The organism is Bacillus sp. A01H (genome assembly GCF_045277205.1).
Taxonomy (GTDB): domain Bacteria; phylum Bacillota; class Bacilli; order Bacillales; family Bacillaceae_G; genus Bacillus_A; species Bacillus_A paranthracis.
Genome location: NZ_CP117702.1, coordinates 46909 through 63962, shown reverse-complemented (window position 1 = coordinate 63962; position 17054 = coordinate 46909). Strand labels below are relative to the sequence as shown.

The window sequence follows — 17054 nt, the reverse complement described above, 5'->3', positions numbered from 1 at the left end:
ACTTTTTTAAAAATATATTTTCCCATATAAAAAAGCACCCTGAGCAATCGCCCTGGGCACCTCTCTATATTCTAAGAATTAAACGTTCTTATTATCCGCGACGTGCGCCACGGCCACCACGTTTAGATTCAGTGTTACGCTTTAAAGAAGTTAAACGATCTTCGCTATCCTTTAAGAAACGTGCCATCTTTTGCTCGAATGTTTCTTTTGGAGCACGGTCGTTACCGCCACCACGGTTATCTCTGTTGAAAGAACGATTACGTTGTGGACGTCCAGAACGTTGTTGATCACCACCGCGTTGGTATTCACCACGTGGACGATTTCCTTCTGTTTTTTCACGCTCTTTCGCTTTTTTAATAGATAGACCAATCTTACCATCTTTTTCAACGTTAATAACTTTTACTTCTACTTGGTCGCCCACTTTTAAGTGATCGTTAATATCTTTCACATAATTATCAGCAACTTCACTAATATGAACAAGACCCGTTAAGCCTTCTGGCAGCTCCACAAAAGCCCCAAAATTTGTAATACCTGTTACTTTACCCTGTAACTTGCTGCCTACCTCGATTGACATAAAAAAAATGCTCCTCCTTAGTGGTTAAAAAGTCAAATTTTACTTTATTATATATAATCCTAAAATATAGTGTCAATAAGACATACTCTACTTAGAAACAGGAAAAATTATCTCCCCTTTTCCAGAGAAGAAATAATCCCTTCTAGCAATCTTTAATACGTACTCTTCATCATTTAACTTTTGAACTTCGTCTTTTAGACTCTTTTCTTTGTTCGTTAATGAATCCAGTTCTTTTTTCATGTCCTTAACTTTTGCTTCTTTTGCTTTAATGGAACTGTTTTGTTGATAAAACGTTACACTAATACTCGCAATAATTGTAAAAGCAAAGACAAGAAAAACCGCTAAACGGCGATAAAGTCGCTTCCTGTTCTCATCCGTTTGTATTATATGCTCTTTAACAGGATTTGGACTCTGTTTTTCGATTGTTCTTTGTCTCAGTTCCCTCATTTCCGAGGTCCCCCTAACTTCTTTTTTATACGCTCCCATAATTGGAAGATATGTCCCTTCAATTTTGCTATATATTGCAGGAACCCTACATGCTTCATTATAAAAAGTTTAACACGATTAGGGAGAAGTTTCCATATGAGCGAAGCAATAAATCGAACAGGCCAGAAAAAAACTTTCCATATGAAAAGTAATATCCAAATCACCATTTTCCATAACACATGTCCAATTGAAAGCAGTATACGAAATAAGAATAATATAAATGCAATAAATAGCTGCGCTATAATAATAACAGGTTTTATCATGAGTAGCTGTATAATTTGAACAAAAAAGTGTGTTGTTTGCACAAAAATATAGATGAGAAAATTTAACAGTCTCATGTATATTGCTTTCAACATGCTTTGATATGCCGCAAAACCACATAATAATGCTAAAAATACATATATACGTAGTTCAGCTTCATTTACAAGAAGTAATACGTAAAAAACGAATAATGCTTGGACAATCCAAAATAGTATATCATGTATAAATACAATCCAACGCTTACGTTCTTGACGTTTTAAAAATCGTTGGTATGTATCTAAAGACGCTCCAATCCAAGCACCCATTCCAATCATTGAGAGCATCGTATACAACTGAATTGTTAGACTCATTTAAACAACTTACTAAAGAAGCCTTTAGTTTTCTCCCCTTGATTCTCATCAATATACAGCATCTCATGAACTTTCCCTTTAATCGATACAACACCTTTTTCTACATCTAAATTTTTCATTTGCAAATTTTGACCGCGAATTGTTAAAAAGCCCATTACGGTCTCAAGTAAAAACTCTTCGCTATCAAAACTCTCTACCTGCTTTACACCGGTAATATCAATTACACGTCTGCCACGCATAATAATATCATGCTCTACAGAAACATTTTGTTGATTAGAAGACATAGGTGAGTAACCATTATTCACGTAAATCCCCCCATACATTTATACTAGCTAATAGTAATGTATGAAGGGATAATCAATTTTAGAACAAGCCTTCTTCGGCCTTTACTTTTTCTTCACGAACTAAGCTATACATATTTGCTGCATCTTCTTTTTTAGTCGTTTCTTTCAATTCATTTATTTTTACAGTTACTATTTTTTGACCAAAACGAATTGTTAATTCATCAGCTACTTTTACATCTGAACTTGCTTTTGCCACTTGACCATTAATGGATATTCTTCCTTGATCAGCTACTTCTTTCGCCAATGTTCTTCTTTTAATTAAACGTGATACTTTTAAAAACTTATCTAGACGCATATTAAATCCCCCTATTAACGCTCTGTTTGTTTTGCCTCTTCCCAGAAAATATCTAACTGCTCTAATGATAAATCTTGCATCTCTTTCTTCATTTCAGCTACCTTTGCTTCCATGTATAAAAAACGACTGACGAATTTCTCATTTGTTGAACGTAACGCTTCTTCTGGATCTATTTTATAATGACGAGCTATATTAACAAACGCAAATAGTAAATCGCCAAATTCACTTAACATCTTCGCCTCATCCATGTTTGTAACTTCTTGTTGGAACTCTTGCCATTCTTCTAAGGCTTTCTCTATCATCGGCTGTACATCAACCCAATCGAAACCAACCTTACCAGCTTTTTTCTGGATTTCATAAGCGCGTAGTAACTGCGGCAAACTTTTTGGAATCCCATTTAAAACAGATTCTTTTACAAACCCTTTTTCTTGTTTTTTAATTTCTTCCCAATTGGCAATTACTTCATCGGCATTATTTACATCCGTATTCCCAAATACATGCGGATGACGACGAACCATTTTCTCAGATAAAGTTCGAATAATATCATCTATAGAGAACCAACCTTCGTCCTCTCCGATTTGGGCATGAAGCATAACTTGTAATAATACATCACCCAGTTCTTCTACTAAGTGATCATCATCCTCTTCATCAATTGCTTCTAATACTTCATAAGCTTCCTCAATTAAATATTTCTTTAAAGATTGATGTGTTTGCTTTTTATCCCATGGACAGCCATTCGGGCCACGAAGATCTGCAATAATTTCTCTAAGCACATCAAACTGTTGATACAAGGATGCACGTTCCTGAACTGGTGGTATGTACACACTCGTTAAATTATTCAACTCCGTTTCATGATCTAACATGTACAACGGCACCTTTTTCACTTGCTCAAATGAAGTCCCTGCAGCTGTTACGATATACACTTCATAATCATCTGGCAGCATCTCCATTAATGTTAATTTCACATCTGATGCAACGAATGCGTCATATACCTGGCAAAAGATTAAGTGTTGACGTAATTCTAATTGTCCTCTTTCAAATGATGTAGCGTCAATTAATTGGAATCCTTCAATCGGATCAATCTTAAGACTTGCAAACATAGGATCAAGGAAACTTTGCCCACCTTCAATTCGCACTTCAATATTCGCTACTTCACTTTTTTCCAATAGTAGCTGAACCGTTCTTTCCGCTACAAGTGGATGCCCTGGAACAGCATAGATGATTTCTGCACCTTCAGCTTGTTTTAGCAATGTATTCGCAATTGTTTCATATACAATTTCAAATGTATCATGTGCTTCATATACATTGTCAAAAGCAGTATATCGTATACCTTCTTTCTCTAACTCTTCTATAACGGGATGTTCCTTCGTTCTAACAAACATGTGATCTGCTTCTTTTATTTTTCTATATACACCCATCGTTAACTGATCTAATTCACCAGCACCTAATCCTAAAATAGTAATGATTCCACTCACAACCTGTCACCTCTATCCACTCTTCTTCAATGAACCTTCTTTTTTCTCTTTTTTCATAACAGTTCCTATTTCTGTTTTTGTAAATACACGTAATTTTAAAATGAAAAACATATATGCCAATCCGCCGATGGCTACACCTAACAACGCCTCAAGTGTTGCAACACCTCTATGACTTGTATCCATTACTAATCCAGACATTTGCAATACACGCATAAACATTATTAGTACAAATCCCATACCGATACCACTAATAACTATACCTAACATATTCCGTTTGTCGATAAGCGATTCGGATACAGCTCGCATAAGTAATACACTATTTAGTATAGAAATTACAATTAACGCAACTAGCGTCGCAATTGCAGCTCCCTTCACACTAAAATATGGCATTAATATATAATTTAAAGCTAACTTTAAACAACCGCCAAATATAACGAATATTGCTGGTTTTAATGTTTGTCCTAACCCTTGCAAAATAGAAGCAGTTGTAATCGACAATGAACTAAATAAAATAGATAAAGATAAAATAGATAAAACATCTGACCCATCACTATTTTCAAACAACATAATATTCGTAGGTTGGATAATACAAGTTAATCCAATGGCTGCTGCAAATCCGATAACAAATGTTATTTTCATCGCTAACCTTACCTTTTCTCGAATAAAGGTAAGATCCCCTCTTTCCTTCGCTGCTGTAATAATTGGAATAAGCGACAACGAGAAGGAAGTTGTCACGACAGTACCCAATTGCATAAGCGGGATACTTCTGTCATAAACACCTTTTAACACCTTTGCACTTTCAACTGGCTCTCCCGCTCCAATAAGTAGAGAATAGAAAGAAATAGAATCAGCCATTTGTATAAAAATAAGTACTAAGTTACTAACACAAATCGCTAACCCCTGCCAAAACAGGGTTTTTATAATCTTCTTTTTCCCTTTAATCCTCTTTACACTTTTGAAGAATATAGAACGAAAGTCATGACGCATATAAAGTATAAGTACGATAATCCCAATCAATCCACCTGCGATTGAACCGAGCATAGCACCTGCACCAACTGTATATAAATCAAATTCGTGAGCAATTAGGAATAGAGATAAAAATACAATAATAGAAACACGAATCGTTTGTTCTATCACTTGCGAAACAGCTGTTGGCATCATATTATTGAATCCCTGGAAATATCCTCTTGCTACAGATAAAAACGGCATCAATATGAATGAAAAGGAAATAACGCGTAATAGCTTATCTAAGTGTATATCGCCCATAGCTATCGCAATTGCTTCGGCACCAAAGAACAATGTAAAAAATCCTATGAAACCAATCCCTAATAAAAACCAAAAAGATACACAAATAATTTCCTCTGCTTCTTGTTTTTTCCCTCGCTCTAATCGTTCCGCAACCATTTTTGAAATTATAATAGGGAACCCATAAGTAGCTAAAATTAAACAAAATCCATAAAATGGATAAATTTGTTGGTAAATATAAAAACCAACGTCACCCGCTATATTTTGATATGGAATACGGTAAAAGGCGCTTAATACCTTTGTAACAAAACTTGCGATTGTTAATATAATAGCCCCACGCCAAAAGGCTTGATACTTCTTCGATTCCATGCAAGAAAACTCCTTTTTCTATTCTCACCCCTCGTATTATATCATAAAGAAAAGGACAAGCTTCCTTACCTACACAAGTAAGAATACGTTCGTGCAACGTTAGAAATATTCAATGAAAAAAGGTAGCAAAGCGCTACCTTCATTCAATATACATATATCTCCAAATAATTGATTTCTCAAGAAGAAATATCATAATTAGGAAAGATTGCTACTTCTAAAATCATACACCTTTACTGTTCCATTTGTTTGGCTAAGAAACTGGCAGCAGTATTGACCGCCTTGTGCTCTATTTCGCTTATAATCGCTTCTTTTGAAAAAATAATGACAGCCCCAATTGGGTCTCCATTTGCAACAATCGGCCCAACTGTATAAGAATGAACCTTTTCTGTTACACCATCAATAATGGAAATATCACTTTCGTCCGTCATAATAACAGACTTTCTTTCTTCCATCGTTTTTTCAATTAGATCGCCAACGCTTTTATTTAAGTATTCTTTTTTTGATACACCTGATACTGCGATAATAGAATCTCGATCACATACAAGCACATTATGTCCTAAGCTATCATATAAAGCATCTGCATATTCTTTTGCAAAATCACCTAGCTCGCTAATTGGAGAATATTTCTTTAAAATTACTTCTCCATCGCGATCTACAAATATTTCTAGTGGGTCCCCTTCTCGAATACGTAAAGTTCTACGAATTTCCTTCGGGATTACTACCCTACCTAAATCATCAATTCGACGTACGATTCCAGTTGCTTTCATTCTAATGCTGCCTCACTTTCTACTGATGATGAAAGTGGTGAATTTACCTGTTCATGTAAAAATCACCAACTGTTAGACATAGTATTTTACACATTAGTTCTTCTATGCACGTCGAATTGCATTTTTTTATCTAATATTAGGCATTTATGACTTCTTTTTTTACATCTGGCAAGCCTTTTAATAAATTTTCAGCAATTGTTAACCACTTCGATGTCTCTAAGCCATTTGTTTTCATGACGATTTTCAATTGTGATCCTTCCATTCCTAGACCGATCATTCGTCCAAAACTATTTCCAAGCATGAATAATTTTCCGCCATCAATGTTTTGACTCGCTTGTTCTGAGAACAGAATTGTTACTTCAAATTTATTTTGCTTAATTAATTCAATTTGTTCTTTCATTGCTAATACTTTAATATTTGCGATTTGCAATAAGTAACCAACTTCTTGCGGGTAATCACCAAATCTATCTATCATCTCTTCCTGCAACTCTTCAATATCCTCAATTGCAGAAACACCTCTAAACTGTTTATACATCATAATTTTTTGTTTACTATCAGAAATATAAGCATCCGGTAAATATGCATCTACTTCTAAATCAATTTCAACATTAACTGTATTTTCAACTCCGTCTGTTCCTCTACGCTGTTCAATTGCATCTTTTAACATTTGAGAATATAAATCAAATCCGACAGAATCAATAAATCCATGTTGTTCGGCTCCTAACAAGTTACCAGCACCACGAATTGATAAATCTCGCATCGCAATTTTGAAACCAGATCCAAGCTCTGTGAACTCCTTAATAGCTTGCAGACGCTTCTCCGCAACTTCTGATAACACTTTATCCCGTTTATATGCAAAGTAAGCATATGCAACACGATTAGAACGTCCAACACGCCCACGAAGCTGATACAACTGCGATAATCCCATACGATCTGCATCAAATACAATTAATGTATTTACATTTGGAATATCTACACCCGTCTCAATAATCGTTGTACTTACAAGAACATCATGCTGTCCTTCTAAAAACGATAGCATAACAGACTCTAATTCACTCTCGTTCATTTTACCGTGCGCATAAGTTACACGCGCATCTGGAACCAACATCGAAATTTCATCTGCTTTTCGTTCAATATCCTCCACACGATTATATAGGAAGTAAACTTGCCCACCTCTTGCAAGTTCGCGTTCTATCGCTTCTCGCATTAACGCTGGATTATACTCTACTACATATGTTTGAACTGGGAAACGATTTTCGGGCGGCGTCTCAATAACAGATAAATCACGCACACCAAGCATAGACATATGAAGCGTACGTGGAATCGGAGTTGCCGTTAATGTTAATACGTCAACATTTGCTTTTAATTGTTTAATTTTTTCTTTATGCGTTACGCCAAATCTTTGTTCTTCATCAATAATGAGAAGACCTAAATCTTTATAAGTAACATCTTTAGATAAAATACGATGCGTTCCGATTACAATATCTACCGTGCCATCTTTTAAACCTTTAATGGTTTCATTTTGCTGCTTTCTCGTACGGAATCTACTTAATAACCCTATATTGATTGGATAATCTTGAAAACGCTCTCGAATTGTTTCATAGTGTTGTTGTGCAAGGATCGTTGTCGGCACTAAAATTGCAACTTGTTTTTCATCCATAATTGCTTTAAACGCCGCACGAATAGCTACTTCCGTCTTTCCATATCCTACATCACCACAAAGAAGCCTATCCATTGGACGTCCGCGTTCCATATCCTTTTTAATCTCTTCAATAGAACGCAATTGATCCTCTGTCTCTTGATACGGGAAAGACGACTCAAATTCTTGCTGTTCTGCTGTATCTGGTGTATATGCATAACCCTTTGAAGCTTCGCGCTCAGCATATAGTTTAATTAGGTCATCCGCAATGTCTTGTACAGATTTTTCAACTTTCGTTTTGACCTTCTTCCAATCATTTCCACCCAGTTTATAAACTTTCGGATCCTTACCTTCAGATCCTACATATTTTTGCACTTGGTCAATTTGTTCAATTGGAACGTATAACTTATCATTACCTTGATATTTAATGTTTAGATAATCTTTATGAACACCGTTAATCTCTAATGTCTCAATACCTAAGAATTTACCTATACCATGATTTACATGAACTACATAATCCCCAACTTTTAATTCCGAATAACTTTTAATACGTTCAGCATTCGATAACTTTTGCTTACGTTGTGATTTTTTAACTTTCTTATGAAAAAGCTCTTTTTCAGTAATGACAACAAGCTTTTGCATCGGCATTTCAAATCCTGCATGCAAATCACCTACAGCAATTTGTAACCTTCCAGGCAACAATATATCTGTGCCCTCTACAATATCTGCCTCAATATCATAATCACTTAAAATATGTTGTAGTTTTTTCACACGTTCATCATCTGTACCTAGCACAACAGTCGTAAAATGCCCTTCGTTCCATCTATCAATTTCAGTTTTCAACAACTGCATCTGCCCATGGAAATCTTGCATTGTTTTACATGTCACATTCACAATGTTTTGTGGATGTGTATGTGCTATATGACGTAAGAATAACGTTAAATATACAAAGCTTCTTTTTTTATGATGAAGAAATTCTTCAAACGAATGAGAGAAAGTTAAATCTTGAATAATTGTTCCCTCACCAAGAAGGGATATATACCATTCCGCCTCTTCTGTTTCAAGATGTGATGCTGTTTCTTGAATACGTGAAATCTCATCTAAAATCACAACACCGTCTTCTGGTAAATAATCTATCAGACTAGCAGGTTCGTTATAGAAAATAGATAAATATTTAAACATCTGTTCTATACTTTGCCCGTTTTTTAACATCTCAATTTCATGACTTACCGTCTCAAGCACTGTAGTCTTCAACTTATCATCGGAAAGTTTTTGCATCGTCTTAGTCAGGCCTTCTTCAAGATGCTTAATTCCCGATTTCAATTCTTCCTGCGAAAATAAAAACTCTGTTGCTGGACCAAATCTAACACTTTCTTTTTTATCTTGAGAGCGCTGTTCATCCACATCAAATAATCGAATAGAATCAACTTCTGTATCGAAAAATTCAATACGAAATGGTAGCTCTTCAGTTAGTGGATAAATATCTAATATTCCCCCGCGTAAACTAAATTCTCCAGGAGCTTCTACCATAGACTTACGCTCATAGCCGATATGATGTAAAGTATGCAAGAATGTATCGAAATCAATCTCTTGCCCTAGATTGATTTCGATTTGCCTTTGCTTCCACAACTCTTTCATTGGTAAAAATCTGCGTAGTCCTGCAACTGGTGCTACAATAATCCCATGTTCTCCTGCAGCTAAGCGATTTAACACTTCAATACGTTGCGCCTTCAATTCTGGGCTTGCAACACCAAGTTCTGATGCTATCAATTCATTTACTGGATATAGCCATACATCCTTTTCACCAAGTAACGCCACTAAATCTTCATGTACTTTTTGTGCTTGATATAAATTATGCGTCACAATAAGTTGTGATTTTTTTGTTTTTTTATATAAGGCCGCCATTAATAACGAACGAGAAGAGGTTGCCATACCTGATACAAGTTGCTCTTTTAAACCATCTTCTAATCCATTAATGACCGATTGGATCTCTTCATTTTTATAAAATTGCTCTAATAAACCTATCATTTTCAAAACCCCTCTCAACATAAAGAGCAAGCCACTATATTTTATGCAAATATTTTGGAAAAAGAAAACAGAAAAATGCTTTGGACATGCCAAAGCGACAACATTTTATTGCAGAAATTTTTCATATTCATAATACTCAGGATAAGATGCGAGCGTTTCTTGACACAATTCACAAATCGTTTTTATATATATATTTCCATTCTCATGAAAATGAATCATCTCTACTACTTCTTGCTCTGTTAGTTGAAATAAAACGTCGCTATATACTTTTTCTGCGGTAACGGAGCCTACATTACTCCCGCAATGTCTGCAATAATAATACCCTTCCATACTAGCCTCCTAAAAATCCAATTACTGCTAGTATGGGTAAAAACAAAATAAAATATTCCCAATTGTACCCTTAACTATTGAAAGTATTCATAATTTGAAGAAAAGGTTTATTTAACCACTCTTCACATGCATCTGCTGCTTTTTCAATAGAATGATTTACATCAGGAATTTCTTCCGATGTAAAACGTCCTAATACGTAATCTACTACCTTCATTCCATTTTTCGGACGATCGATTCCCATGCGGATACGTTGAAACTCTTGTGTTCCTAAATGTGAAATTGTTGATTTCACACCATTATGTCCACCCGCACTGCCTTTCATACGAAGGCGTAATTTACCTACAGGGATGTCTAAATCATCGTACAGAACAACGAAGTCCTCTACATCAATTTTATAGTAATCCATTAACGGACGAATACTTTCCCCAGATAAATTCATATATGTAAGTGGCTTTAATAAGATTACTTTTTCTCCATTAACAAATCCTGCACCAAATACTCCTTTAAACTTTTGTTCGTTCAAAGAAATATTCCAACGCTTTGCAAGTTCATCAATCGCCATAAATCCAATATTATGCCTTGTTAATTCATATTCTCTACCTGGGTTCCCAAGTCCTACTATCAATTTCATTCTTGTACCACTACTTTCTTTTTTCGATACGAAAAGACGTAACCAATCTTGGTTACGTCTCATTCTATCCAATTAATTGAATAATACACTTACAGATTCTTCTTCGTATACACGAATGATTGCTTCTCCGATTAGCGGAGCAACTGAAAGTTCATGTACTTTGTCGATTTTCTTCTCTTCTGGTAATACGATAGAGTTCGTTACAACTAACTCTTTAATATTTGAGTTTTGGATACGCTCAATTGCTGGACCAGATAATACTGGGTGTGTACAGCAAGCATATACTTCAGAAGCACCGTTCTCAACAAGAGCGTTTGCTGCTAATGTAATTGTACCAGCTGTATCAATGATGTCATCAATTAAAATTGCTGTTTTACCTTCAATATTACCGATAATGTTCATTACCTCAGATACGTTCGGACGAGGACGACGCTTATCAATAATAGCGATTGGTGCTTTTAGGCGATCTGCCATTTTTCTAGCACGAGTTACTCCACCGTGGTCAGGTGACACGATTACGATATCTTTAAGACCTTTTGTTTCAAAGTAATCTGAAAGAATCGGTACACCCATTAGGTGGTCGATTGGGATATCAAAGAACCCTTGAATTTGTGGAGCATGTAAATCTAGAGTGATTACACGAGTTGCACCTGCTGTTTCAAGCAAGTTTGCTACAAGTTTCGATGTAATTGGTTCACGAGAACGCGCTTTACGGTCTTGACGCGCATAACCATAGTAAGGAATAACAATATTAATTGTTTTTGCAGATGCACGCTTTAATGCATCGATCATAATAAGTAATTCCATGATATGTTCGTTTACTGGGAAGCTTGTAGATTGAATAATGAATACATCGCAACCACGGATACTTTCTTCAATGTTAATTTGAACTTCTCCATCACTAAAACGATCAACAGAACATTTTCCTAGTCCTACTCCAATATGCTTTGCAATTTGCTCAGCAAGTTCCTTATTAGAGTTTAAAGAGAATACTTTCAAATTAGAATTTAGATATTGAGTCGACATCTAGATTAACCCTCCACATTATGATTTTTTCTTATTCAGCAATTGATCAACATAGTCTTCTTTGTTAACTTGACGTGCACGTGCTACAGATAATGCTTTTGATGGAACATTCTCTGTAATTGTAGAGCCTGCTGCCACATAAGCACCATCTTCAACTGTTACAGGAGCAACAAGGTTTGAATTACATCCAATAAATACCCCGTTACCAATCACAGTTTTAAATTTATTCTTACCGTCATAGTTCACCGTAATTGAACCACAACCAAGATTCACGTCTTCTCCAACTTGTGCATCCCCGATATAACTTAAGTGTGAAGCTTTACTTCTATTACCAAAAACAGTTTTTTTGATTTCCACGAAGTTTCCAACGCGTACTTCATCTCCAATAACTGAATCTGGTCGAATATGTGCAAATGGGCCAACCGATACTTCTGTACCAAGCTTACTATCATGTACAGTAGATTGACGAATTGTCGTACGATCTCCAATTTCACTATCGCGAATTACTGTATGCGGTCCAATCTCACAATCAGAACCAATTACAGTGTTCCCCTCAATAATTGTTCCTGAATGAAGAACTGTATCACTACCGATAATTGCATCAGCAGAAATATACGTGTTACTTGGATCAATAATAGTAACACCATTTACCATGTTCTTTCGGTTGATACGGTTTTTCATAATAATTTCCGCTTGCGATAGAGCGACTCTGTCGTTAACACCTAACGTTTCATCGAAGTGCTCTGTTTGATAAGCTGATACAATATGACCTTCATTTTTTAAAATTTCAATAACATCTGGCAGGTAATATTCACCTTGTACGTTATCATTTGAAACTTTAGAAAGTGAAGCGAATAAAGCTTTATTATCAAAACAATACGTACCTGTATTGATTTCTTTAATAGCTAATTCTTTCTCATTTGCATCCTTATGCTCAACAATCTTTTCAACATGACCATTCTCATTACGAACGATACGACCATATCCAGCAGGTTCTTCTATGTAAGCTGTTAATACCGTTGCCATTGCCCCTGCTTCTTTATGTTGCTGAAGTAATGCTTCCATCGTTTCAGCAGTTATTAGCGGTGTATCACCACAAATAACTAAAGTTGTTCCTTCTTCGTTTGCAAGTACACTTGCAGCTTGATCTACAGCATGCGCTGTACCAAGTTGTTCTGCTTGTAATGCAAACTCACTTACGTTTCCTAGCTGTTCTTGTACCATTTCAGCACCATGTCCTACGACTGTTACAAGTTTCTGCAATCCTAATTGAGATACTTGATCGACAACATGTTGTACCATAGGTTTTCCACATACAGGATGAAGCACCTTGTATAGCTTAGACTTCATACGTGTGCCTTTACCTGCCGCTAGAATCACTGCAAATCTGTTTGACATATAGACCCTCCATCGCAACCTATTTATCCATTAACGATATTATCCTAAATCATCATATATTTCAAGAAACACATTTTAACTATTAAATTTTACCATAATTCTTATAAGATGTTTTACTCTTTAGTATCTTTTTTAAGAAATAAGCTATACTATTTAAAATGATTTTGAAAAAATTAGAAGTTCCCCTCTTTATTTTATTTAATTCAGAATTTTCTAAACGAGATATATGTATAAACACAAAAAAACAAACCCCTGTAAATGCTTACAGGAGTTTGTTGCAAAATTATAGGGCTTCCTTTAAAAAGCCCTTTTCATTCGAATTTTACGAAGCGCCCGCTTCTTCAAACTCAACCTCTTCTAACTCGCCTAAACGATGATACTCTGTTAAAACCGCATCTTGAATTTTAGAGCGTGTACCAGAATTAATTGGATGTGCAATGTCACGGAATTCTCCATCTGGAGTACGTTTACTTGGCATTGCTACAAATAATCCATTATTACCATCAATTACACGAATATCATGAACAACAAATTCATGGTCTAGAGTAATAGAGGCAATTGCTCTCATGCGGCCTTCTGTGTTTACGCGGCGTAATCTTACGTCAGTCACTTCCATCTTGTGTTCACCACCCTTTTCTAAATAAGCGATATATTTGTATAAATTCCACAAAATTTCTATTTTCCCTTTAATTTTTTAAAAATTTTTAAGATAAAAATTTTTAGTGTAATTGAATATAGAGATTAGTGGAGGTTATCGCTTACAAAGAATTACTTAACTAGGGCAATTACTTCAATTTCAACTGAAACATCTTTCGGTAATTTTGCTACTTGTACGCAAGAACGAGCTGGCTTATGAGCAGAGAAATAAGATCCATATACTTCATTAACAGCATTAAAATCATCCATGTCTTTTAAGAATACTGTTGTTTTTACTACCGTATCAAATGAAGCACCTGCTTCTTCTAATACTGCTTGTAAATTTTGAAATACTTGCTCTGTTTGTACTGTTACGTCTCCTGCTACAAGCTCTCCACTTGCAGTCAACGGAATTTGTCCTGAACTGTAAAACATATTATTTACAATAATCCCTTGTGAATATGGTCCAATCGCTTGTGGTGCATTGTTTGTTTGAACAACTTTCATACTTTTCACCCTTTTATTATTTATTTTTACTCTTTAAAAATAGTGCACGAAAAGCAGTTTGTCCATCTATTTTATAACTTATAAATAGAATAAAAAAAGATAAAGCTATTTGCTTTACCTTTTTACTCAGCCTCTACAAGCCCTTCATCAAATGGTGCCAGTGAATAATTTCCCTTTTCCACTTGAATCGCTTTTTCTTTCACATCAACTTCCGATAGACGAATTAATGATACAAAATTATTAATTAGTCTTTCTTCAATATCCGTAGACTCTACTAATACACCAATACCAACAACATTAGCTTTAAACTCTTCTAACATACTCATCATACCTTGAATGGTTCCGCCAGCTTTCATGAAGTCATCAATAATTAAAACATTGGATCCTTCTGGAAGGCTACGCTTCGCTAACGTCATTGTTTGAATTCGCTTAGAAGAACCTGATACATAGTTAATACTAACAGTGGGGCCTTCTGTTACCTTATTATCTTTTCTTGCAATCACTACCGGTACATCTAAGTAGTTCGCCACTGCATATGCAAGTGGGATCCCCTTCGTTGCCACCGTCATAACTGCATCAATTGGTTGCCTAGCAAAAACAGAAGCAAACAAACGACCTGCGCCATTAATATGACGAGGATTACTTAAAAGATCTGTCATATATAAGTAACCACCAGGCAAAATACGATCTGGATTTTCAAATAAGCTACACAGCTCACCAATAATTAGATCTGCCTCTTCTTCACTTATATATGGTATATATTTCACTCCTCCTGCTGCTCCTGGTATCGTTTGCAATGTGCCGACCCCTTGTTGTTCAAACGTTTGCTTAATAATAACTAAATCTTCACTAATAGAAGACTTAGCTGATTGATACCTTTCAGCAAAAAAAGTGAGAGAAACTAGCTGACGAGGGTTTTGTAACAAGTAATAAGTCATATCAACCAATCTTGTACTTCGTCTAATTTTCATACTCTCACCTCAAATCACGAATATTCTAAACAAATCATAACGTATTATACGTCTTTATTCAAGCGTTTCTCGCTCTCCTAATAAACGTACTGCGTATACTTGTTCACAAAATCCTTTTAATCCGTTATATATACGATGCATTCGCGAATCATGGTGCACAAGACCGAATACAGTTGGACCACTACCACTCATTAATACGGCATCTGCTCCAAATCGCTTCATCTGTGCCTTAATACGTGCAACTTCAGGATGCATCGCAAACGTTACATCTTCTAAAACGTTACCGACAGTATCACAAATCCCTTTGTAGTCTCCAGCATTTATGACATCCACCATTTTATCTACATTTGGATGTGTAACTCGATTTAACTTTAAATTTCCATACACATCAGCAGTAGATACACCAATATGGGTTTTTGCTAAAATAACCCAACAAGAAGGTGGAGTTTTTATGTGCTCAATCTGCTCCCCTCTTCCAGTGGCAATTGCTGTCCCACCATATACGCAAAATGATACGTCTGACCCAATTTCTGCGCCAAGCTCTGCTAACTGATCAATTGTAAGCCCTAAATTCCATAATTTATTAAGGCCACGTAATGTCGCTGCTGCATCACTACTTCCACCCGCTAATCCAGCTGCTACTGGAATCGTTTTTTCAATAGTAATAGATACACCTTTTTTCACATTAAACTTCTCTTTTAATAATTTCGCTGCTTGATAAGCCAGATTTCTTTGGTCGTCTGGGACATACCGATTATGGGATAAAATTTCAATACGGTCTTCTGCTAATTCCATTAGTTCTAAACGATCCGCTAAATCAATTGTTGTCATAATCATTTTCACTTCATGATATCCGTCTTGTCTTTTTCCCAGTACATCTAACGACAGATTAATCTTTGCTGGTGCTTTCACTAGTAGCTTCAATCTATTCACCCACTCTATGTACTCAATCTTTTATCGTTTATTTTACCATAAATTTATAGTAAGACGATGACACTTCCCTAATTATAACGAAAAGCATTCAGAATGAAACTACTTATGTAAAATGATGGCACCTTTTATAGTACAAAAAGCCGAGGAATCACTCCTCGGCTACCGTAGCATAGAAAGTATCTTACAACTACTGGTTTTGTTTCATTAATTGCTGTTCTGCAATTTCTATAGCACGTTTCACCATGTTACCAGCATCTTTCGCACGAATTCCGCCCCATCCTTCTTTCTGAACAACATCATAAAAGCCCAACTCTTTTGCAAGCTCTTCTTTAAATTGATTCGACATGACACCTCTTCGTCTACTCAATGCAGAGTCCCTCCTTATTTTGCTACGGTATCATTAGTATGCAAAATAATATAGCTTTTCATTTGTGGGAATATATGTAACGATACATGAATTATAAAATCACTTCATTATGAGGTTCACCATAAAATGTTAACTCTACTGTCTCTGTTAAAACATCCGCATAACTATACGATACACGTTGTAACGCATCTTCTTGTTGATCCAGTTGTACAACAAAAACAGAACGGTACGTTTCTGCAAGTACACCCGATTGTTCTACAGTTTTTCTTCTCCCACTGTTCGCCTTTAACATCAGTCTCTGTCCAAGATGGTGATCTAATTCGCTTTTAATTTCATCTAAACGTTTTGACATATACTTCGTTACACCTCGCTGTAATTTAGATTGAACACTTAAAACACGATATATCTATCCCAATTATTAA

The 17054-nt window shown here is 35.7% G+C and carries 19 protein-coding genes; all 19 read right to left on the bottom strand.

Annotation, left to right across the window (positions count from 1 at the left end; genetic code table 11):
• Positions 1-91: 91 nt before the first annotated feature.
• Positions 92-574, bottom strand: coding sequence for a S1 domain-containing RNA-binding protein (locus PSR14_RS00340; protein WP_098487683.1), 483 nt, complete (start codon positions 572-574; stop codon positions 92-94).
• 87 nt (positions 575-661) lie between these two features.
• Complete coding sequence (divIC, locus tag PSR14_RS00335; protein ID WP_001208736.1) at positions 662-1021, bottom strand: cell division protein DivIC; 360 nt, start codon at positions 1019-1021, stop codon at positions 662-664.
• Entirely contained in the window at positions 1018-1671 is a 654-nt protein-coding gene (gene yabQ, locus PSR14_RS00330) for a spore cortex biosynthesis protein YabQ (protein WP_000059762.1), read from the bottom strand. The genes divIC and yabQ overlap by 4 nt, the downstream gene beginning before the upstream one ends.
• Positions 1668-1976, bottom strand: coding sequence for a sporulation protein YabP (yabP, locus tag PSR14_RS00325; RefSeq protein WP_001059101.1), 309 nt, complete (start codon positions 1974-1976; stop codon positions 1668-1670). Before yabP ends, yabQ begins: the two co-directional genes overlap by 4 nt.
• Positions 1977-2034: 58 nt before the next feature.
• Positions 2035-2310 (bottom strand): RNA-binding S4 domain-containing protein, encoded by a 276-nt coding sequence (locus tag PSR14_RS00320; protein ID WP_001234876.1) that lies wholly within the window; start codon positions 2308-2310, stop codon positions 2035-2037.
• Positions 2311-2324: 14 nt separating this feature from the next.
• Positions 2325-3785 carry a nucleoside triphosphate pyrophosphohydrolase gene (mazG, locus tag PSR14_RS00315; protein ID WP_000014265.1) on the bottom strand — a complete coding sequence of 487 codons (1461 nt, stop codon included), beginning with the start codon at positions 3783-3785 and terminating at the stop codon, positions 2325-2327.
• Between the two features lie 12 nt (positions 3786-3797).
• The gene (locus PSR14_RS00310; RefSeq protein WP_000444158.1) at positions 3798-5399 is read right to left on the bottom strand and encodes an oligosaccharide flippase family protein; all 1602 of its coding nucleotides are present in this window, start codon (positions 5397-5399) and stop codon (positions 3798-3800) included.
• A gap of 230 nt (positions 5400-5629) precedes the next feature.
• Entirely contained in the window at positions 5630-6166 is a 537-nt protein-coding gene (gene spoVT, locus PSR14_RS00305; protein ID WP_000648302.1) for a stage V sporulation protein T, read from the bottom strand.
• 136 nt (positions 6167-6302) lie between these two features.
• Positions 6303-9833, bottom strand: a complete 3531-nt coding sequence (gene mfd / locus PSR14_RS00300) for a transcription-repair coupling factor (protein WP_046199540.1) — start codon at positions 9831-9833, stop codon at positions 6303-6305.
• 105 nt (positions 9834-9938) lie between these two features.
• Positions 9939-10163, bottom strand: coding sequence for an anti-sigma-F factor Fin (locus tag PSR14_RS00295; protein WP_000399440.1), 225 nt, complete (start codon positions 10161-10163; stop codon positions 9939-9941).
• Between the two features lie 70 nt (positions 10164-10233).
• Positions 10234-10794: an aminoacyl-tRNA hydrolase gene (gene pth / locus PSR14_RS00290; protein ID WP_001979768.1), complete on the bottom strand. Its 561-nt coding sequence runs from the start codon at positions 10792-10794 to the stop codon at positions 10234-10236.
• Between the two features lie 72 nt (positions 10795-10866).
• Positions 10867-11820 (bottom strand): ribose-phosphate diphosphokinase, encoded by a 954-nt coding sequence (locus PSR14_RS00285; protein ID WP_000107420.1) that lies wholly within the window; start codon positions 11818-11820, stop codon positions 10867-10869.
• A gap of 18 nt (positions 11821-11838) precedes the next feature.
• Positions 11839-13218 carry a bifunctional UDP-N-acetylglucosamine diphosphorylase/glucosamine-1-phosphate N-acetyltransferase GlmU gene (gene glmU, locus PSR14_RS00280; protein WP_406644105.1) on the bottom strand — a complete coding sequence of 460 codons (1380 nt, stop codon included), beginning with the start codon at positions 13216-13218 and terminating at the stop codon, positions 11839-11841.
• 322 nt (positions 13219-13540) lie between these two features.
• The gene (gene spoVG, locus PSR14_RS00275; RefSeq protein WP_000454041.1) at positions 13541-13834 is read right to left on the bottom strand and encodes a septation regulator SpoVG; all 294 of its coding nucleotides are present in this window, start codon (positions 13832-13834) and stop codon (positions 13541-13543) included.
• 152 nt (positions 13835-13986) lie between these two features.
• Positions 13987-14361: a RidA family protein gene (locus tag PSR14_RS00270; protein ID WP_000869808.1), complete on the bottom strand. Its 375-nt coding sequence runs from the start codon at positions 14359-14361 to the stop codon at positions 13987-13989.
• Between the two features lie 122 nt (positions 14362-14483).
• Positions 14484-15332, bottom strand: a complete 849-nt coding sequence (purR, locus tag PSR14_RS00265) for a pur operon repressor (protein ID WP_000702473.1) — start codon at positions 15330-15332, stop codon at positions 14484-14486.
• A gap of 54 nt (positions 15333-15386) precedes the next feature.
• Complete coding sequence (gene ispE, locus PSR14_RS00260) at positions 15387-16256, bottom strand: 4-(cytidine 5'-diphospho)-2-C-methyl-D-erythritol kinase (protein WP_142328680.1); 870 nt, start codon at positions 16254-16256, stop codon at positions 15387-15389.
• 196 nt (positions 16257-16452) lie between these two features.
• Positions 16453-16632, bottom strand: coding sequence for an acid-soluble spore protein SspF (gene sspF, locus PSR14_RS00255; RefSeq protein ID WP_001985066.1), 180 nt, complete (start codon positions 16630-16632; stop codon positions 16453-16455).
• A 91-nt stretch (positions 16633-16723) separates the two neighbouring features.
• Positions 16724-16984 carry a biofilm formation stimulator Veg gene (veg, locus tag PSR14_RS00250; RefSeq protein WP_000044349.1) on the bottom strand — a complete coding sequence of 87 codons (261 nt, stop codon included), beginning with the start codon at positions 16982-16984 and terminating at the stop codon, positions 16724-16726.
• Positions 16985-17054: the final 70 nt, after the last annotated feature.